The organism is Polaromonas sp. P1_F6 (assembly GCF_056405695.1).
In genome coordinates this window covers 1-5458 of the sequence record NZ_JBFUBQ010000017.1, presented here as the reverse complement: position 1 = coordinate 5458, position 5458 = coordinate 1, and the positions used below count along the sequence as shown (strand labels likewise).

Genomic DNA, 5458 nt, shown 5'->3' with positions numbered 1-5458 from the left:
GAACAAGAACCTGCACCGCATCATCTTCAATTCAAAGCGCGGCCAACGCATGGTGGTGGCCGACACCGCCAGCAGCCAGGGCAAGGCGGCAGGTGGTGAAACGTCGGGCGTGGCCGCTTCCGTGGATCTTCTGGCCTGCCTGCACCCCCTGCGCCTTGCCGTGCTGGGTGCTGTGCTGTGGCTGCAACCGGCCGTGCAGGCACAGGTCGTTGCAGACCCGTCAGCCCCGGCCAACCAGCGCCCCACCGTTCTGCAAACCGCCAATGGCTTGCCGCAGGTCAATATCCAGTCACCCAGTGCCGGCGGTGTCAGCCGCAACACGTATATCCAGTTTRATGTGCCGCAAAGCGGCGTCATCCTCAACAACAGCCGCAGCAATGTGCAGACCCAGCTCGGCGGTTTCGTCGGGGCCAACCCCTGGCTGGCCACAGGCGCAGCCCGCGTCATCCTCAATGAAGTGAATTCGTCGAACCCCAGCCAGATCCGGGGCTATGTCGAAGTCGCCGGCCAGCGTGCCGAGGTCATCATCGCCAACCCGGCGGGTATCAACGTCAATGGCGGCGGCTTTCTCAATGCCAGCCGCGTCACCCTCACCACCGGCAGCCCGGTGCTCAACAGCGGTGCGCTCGACGGCTTTCGCGTGCAGGGCGGCAGCATCACGGTCAACGGCGCAGGCCTGGACACCAGCACGGCCGACTACACCGGCATCCTCGCCCGGGCTGTGCAGCTCAATGCGGGTATCTGGGCCAAAGAGCTCCGCGTGACGACCGGTGCCAACCAGGTGGATGCGGCACAGACCAGCGCCACACCGATAGCCGGCACCGGCCCTGCACCGACCTATGCGATTGACGTGGCCCAGGTCGGCGGCATGTATGCCGGCAAGATTTTCCTGATCGGCACCGAAACCGGCCTGGGTGTGCGCAACGCCGGTGCCATAAACGCAACGGGCGGCGACCTGGTGCTGCAGTCCAACGGCTGGCTCACCAACAGCGGCAGCCTGCTGGCCAGCGGCAACCTGCAGTCCGCCACCACCRGCGTCACCACCAACAGCGGCACGATGTATGCCAATGGCAACACCACAGTAGCGGGCCAGGCCGGCGTCAGCAATACCGGCAGCGCCACACTGGGCGCCCAGGGCAACGCCACGGTGCAGGCCAGCGGTGCGGGCGCGCAGGTCACCTCGGCCACCGGCGCCGTGATCGCCGCGGGGCTGAACAGCGACGGCAGCCTCGCCGCCAGCGGTAACCTGGCCATCAACGCGGCCAGTGCCGTCACCATCGCAGGCAAGGCCCTGGCCGGCGGCAACGCCTCTCTCTCAGGCAGCCAGCTCAACCTGGCCGACAGCACCTTGCGCGCCCAGGGCATGTCGCTCACGGCCACGGCCGGCGACATCGACGCCAGCCGCGCCAACCTCAATGCCACCGGCCTCTTGGCCACCAGCACGGCGCAAACCCTGCGCACCGACGCGGCCACCGTGGTGGCCGGCCAGCTGGGCCTGGCGGCAGGCAGCCTGTCCAACCTCGGCGGGCAAATCACCCAGACCGGCACCACCGCCGGCAGCGTCAACGCGCAGGGCCAGATCAACAACACCGGCGGCACGCTGGCCAGCAACGGCAACATCACACTCCAGGCGCAAAGCCTGGCCAACCAGGGCGGCACGGTCCAGACTACCGGCAGCGCCGACCTGGCCATCACCACCGCCGGTGTGCTCGACAACACTGCTGGTGGCCAGCTGGTTGCGGGGGGTAACCTCACCATCAACGCGGCCGGCATCACCAACGCCGGCAAGCTGCAAGCCGGCAGTACGTTGACCGCGTCAGCCACCGACATCGACAACGCGGCCACCGGCGAAATCACCGGCGCCACCACGCAGCTCACGGCCACCAACAGCCTGACCAACCGCGGCCTCATCGATGGCCAGGTCACCCGGCTCGATGCGCAGCTCATCACCAACATCGGCACCGGCCGCATCTACGGCGACACCCTGAGCATCGCCACCGCCACCCTCAACAACACACCCGAAACCATTGCCGGCGTCACCAAGGCCGGCGTGATCGCCGCGCGCAACCGGCTCGACATCGGCGCGGGAACCATCAACAACGGCATCGGTGCGCTCATCTTCAGCGGCGGCACGGGCGCAGCGGCGCTCAACATCGGCGGCAGCCTGGACGCATCGCGCCAGGCCACGGGCCTGGCCCAGGCGGTCAACAACGCCGGCGGCACCATCGAGTCGCTGGGCGGCCTCACGATCGCCGCCGCGCAGATCAACAACACCAACCCTGACTTTGCCTACACGGTGCAGTTTTCGCCCGGCGCCAACGGCAAGGAATACGTTACCGGCCAAGGCACTTATTCGCCTGATGATGTGGGCTGGCTGCTCAACGACGGCAACCTCAGCCCGGCACCCATCGGCGGTTATCTTTATGCCGCCAATGTCGACAGCGTTGCCGCCCAGTCTTTGGGGGGGCGGTGGTTTTCAGAAGACGGCGCATTGCCGCCCTACACGGGGCACCTGAACACTCTCGGCAAGGGCAGTATCCTGCTCAAGGGCGCGCCCTATGCAGACCCCAAATACGCACCCTACTTCAGCGGCCCCTACGCCTACATCGCCCCGCACAACTCAGTCACCGGCGCCCGTGAGTCGCTGACCTCTGTCTACATGCCGGCGTATTTCGGTTATGACGCCAGCAGCCCGGTCTGGGACGTCTTTGGTGTCGCCAGGCCCACCAGCGGCATTCCCGGCCCCCGGCCAACAGGTACTTACACCGGCCATGAATCCAGTTACGTGCCCCCCAATCCGGTGGCGGTTGCCGCCTGGGATGCGGCCGCCGCACCCTGGGTTGCCCTGCAGGCCAGCATCGACGCCTTCCGCGCCACGGTGGTGGCCAACGCCGTCAGTTTTGACGCCTTCCGCGACTACAACCAGTCAGTTCCCAGCGCCACCATCACCCGCAGCGCGCCCGGCCGCATCCTGAGCGGCGGCGCCATGACGCTCAACGCGCGCGATGCGCTCCTGAACGACCAGGCGCAGATCGTTGCCGGCGGCGCCCTCAACATCACCGGCCGGGCCGTGGACAACCGCGGCCGCAGCATCACCGTCAACGCCCAGCGCAACGGCACCGCCTATGCCTGGAGCCATTACGACGAAGGTTGCGGCGGCTGGGACGGCTGCGACTACGACTACAGCGCCTACCGCGACTCCGCCTACGTGCAGGACGTGCCCAAGACCTTTGTACTGGACGTCAACCGCAGCCAGGGCATGACGGCGCCTTCCAGCCAGGGCCTGGCCAGCGGCACCCAGCTGGCGGCGGCCGTGGTGGCCGGCGGCGCGGCAGCGCTGCCGGCCAGCAGCAACAGCCTGACGGTGCCCAGCAGCAGCCTGTTCCGCGTCACGCCCAACCCCGCGGGCAACTTCATCGTCGAGACCGACCCGCGCTTTGCCAACTACCGCAACTGGCTCGGCAGCGACTACATGCTCAATGCCCTGGGCCTGGACCCGGCCACCACCCAGAAGCGCCTGGGCGACGGCTTTTACGAGCAGCGCCTGGTGAACGAGCAGGTAGCCCAGCTCACCGGCCAGCGCTTCCTGGCCAACTACACCAGCGAAGAAGTCCAGTACAAGGCGCTGATGGACGCCGGTGTCACCTTTGCCCAGCAATTCCAGCTGCGCCCCGGCGTCGCGCTGACGGCCGCGCAGGTGGCCCAGCTCACCAGTGACATCGTCTGGCTGGTCGAGCAGGACGTCACCGTGCCCGATGGCCGTGGCGGCACCGTGCAGGTCAAGGCCCTGGTGCCCGTGGTCTACGTCGTGCCCCGCGCCGGCGATTTGAACGGCAAGGGCGTGCTGCTCGCCGGGCGCGAGGTCAACATCAACCTCAGCGGCGATCTCAGCAACAGCGGCACCATCGCAGGCCGCAACGTCGTCAACCTCACGGCAGAGAACGTGCAGAACATCAGCGGCCGCATCACCGGCGACGCGGTCACCGTAGCCGCCCGCAACGACATCAATGTCACCGGCGGGCAGATCGACGCCGTCAACAGCCTCACGGCCCTGGCCGGGCGCGACATCAACATCGTCACCACCACCAGCAGCGCTACCAACCGCACCGGCGGCCTGGGCACCAACGGCGCGGCCACTGCCGTCAATGCTTCCAGCAACAACACCTTCAGCATGACTGGCATTGATCGGGTGGCCGGTCTCTATGTCACGGGCAATGGCCAACTCACCACCGGTACGTTGGTCGCCAGCGCCGGGCGCGACCTCAACGTCATCGCCGGTGTCATCGGCAACAACAACACCAGCGGCAGCACCATGCTTGCTGCCGGCAACAACATCAACCTGGCCACCGTCACCACCGCCAACAGCAGCGACCAGCGCCGCGGCGACGACGACTTTGTGCGCGACGCGCAAACCAAAGAGGTCGGCAGCCAGATTCAGACCGCAGGCAGCCTGAGCCTGAACGCCGGCAACGACCTCAACGCCCGCGCCGCCAACGTCCAGGCCACCGGCGACCTCACCGCCAGCGCCGGCAACAACGTCAACCTCAGCGCAGGCCGGCAGACCAACAGCTTCGGCTTTGGCATGACCACCGCCGAGAGCGACCTATTCAGCAGCACCAGCACCAAAGAGCGCCGCACCACCGACCAGGACAACGCCGTCGGCTCCAGCCTGGGCGGCAAAACGGTCACCGTGGTGGCAGGCAAAGACATCAATGTCAAAGGCAGCGCCGTCATCAGCGACACCGGCACCACCCTGGCCGCCGGCCGCAACATCGCCATCGAGGCAGCCACCAACACCAGCAGCAGCACGTCTTTCTTTGAGAAGAAGGAGTCGGGTTTGCTCGATGGCGACGGCTTCGGCATCACCGTCGGCGTGCGCGAGCAGTCCAACGACCAGAAAAACCGCGGCACCACCGCAGCCGCCTCCACCGTTGGCGCCGTCAGCGGCAATGTGACCCTGGTGGCCAATGACGTCTACAAACAGGTCGGCAGCGACGTCATCGCACCCAAAGGCGACATCACCATTGCCGCCAAAACGGTAGAGATCGTGGAAGCCCGCGAAGCCAGCCGCAGCGAGACCGAGCAGAAATTCAAGCAAAGCGGCCTGACGCTGGAAATCACCTCCCCCGTCATCAGCGCGCTGCAGACCATCGACAAGATGAGCGAAGCGGCCAGCCAGACCAAGGACAGCCGCATGCAGGCCCTGGCCGGTGCCAACATGGCCTTTGCTGCCAACAATGCCTACAACGCCATCCAGGCCGGCCAGAACACAACGGGCAACAACCCCAGTGCAGCAACAGAACACAGCGCGGCCGAGCAGGCGGGTGGTATCAACCTGGCCATCAGCATCGGCAGCAGCAAGAGCCAGAGCAACTCCCTGAGCGAAAGCAACACCGCGCGCGGCAGCAACATCACCGCTGGCAACAACATCACCATTGCCGCCACCGGCGGCGGGCGG

Annotated in this window: 1 protein-coding gene; it reads left to right on the top strand. The window is 66.7% G+C overall.

Annotated features, from left to right (window positions below; translation table 11 throughout):
• Positions 1-5458, top strand: a 5458-nt coding sequence (locus AC1DY9_RS23305; RefSeq protein ID WP_477667796.1) for a two-partner secretion domain-containing protein, incomplete at both ends; no start/stop codon positions are given.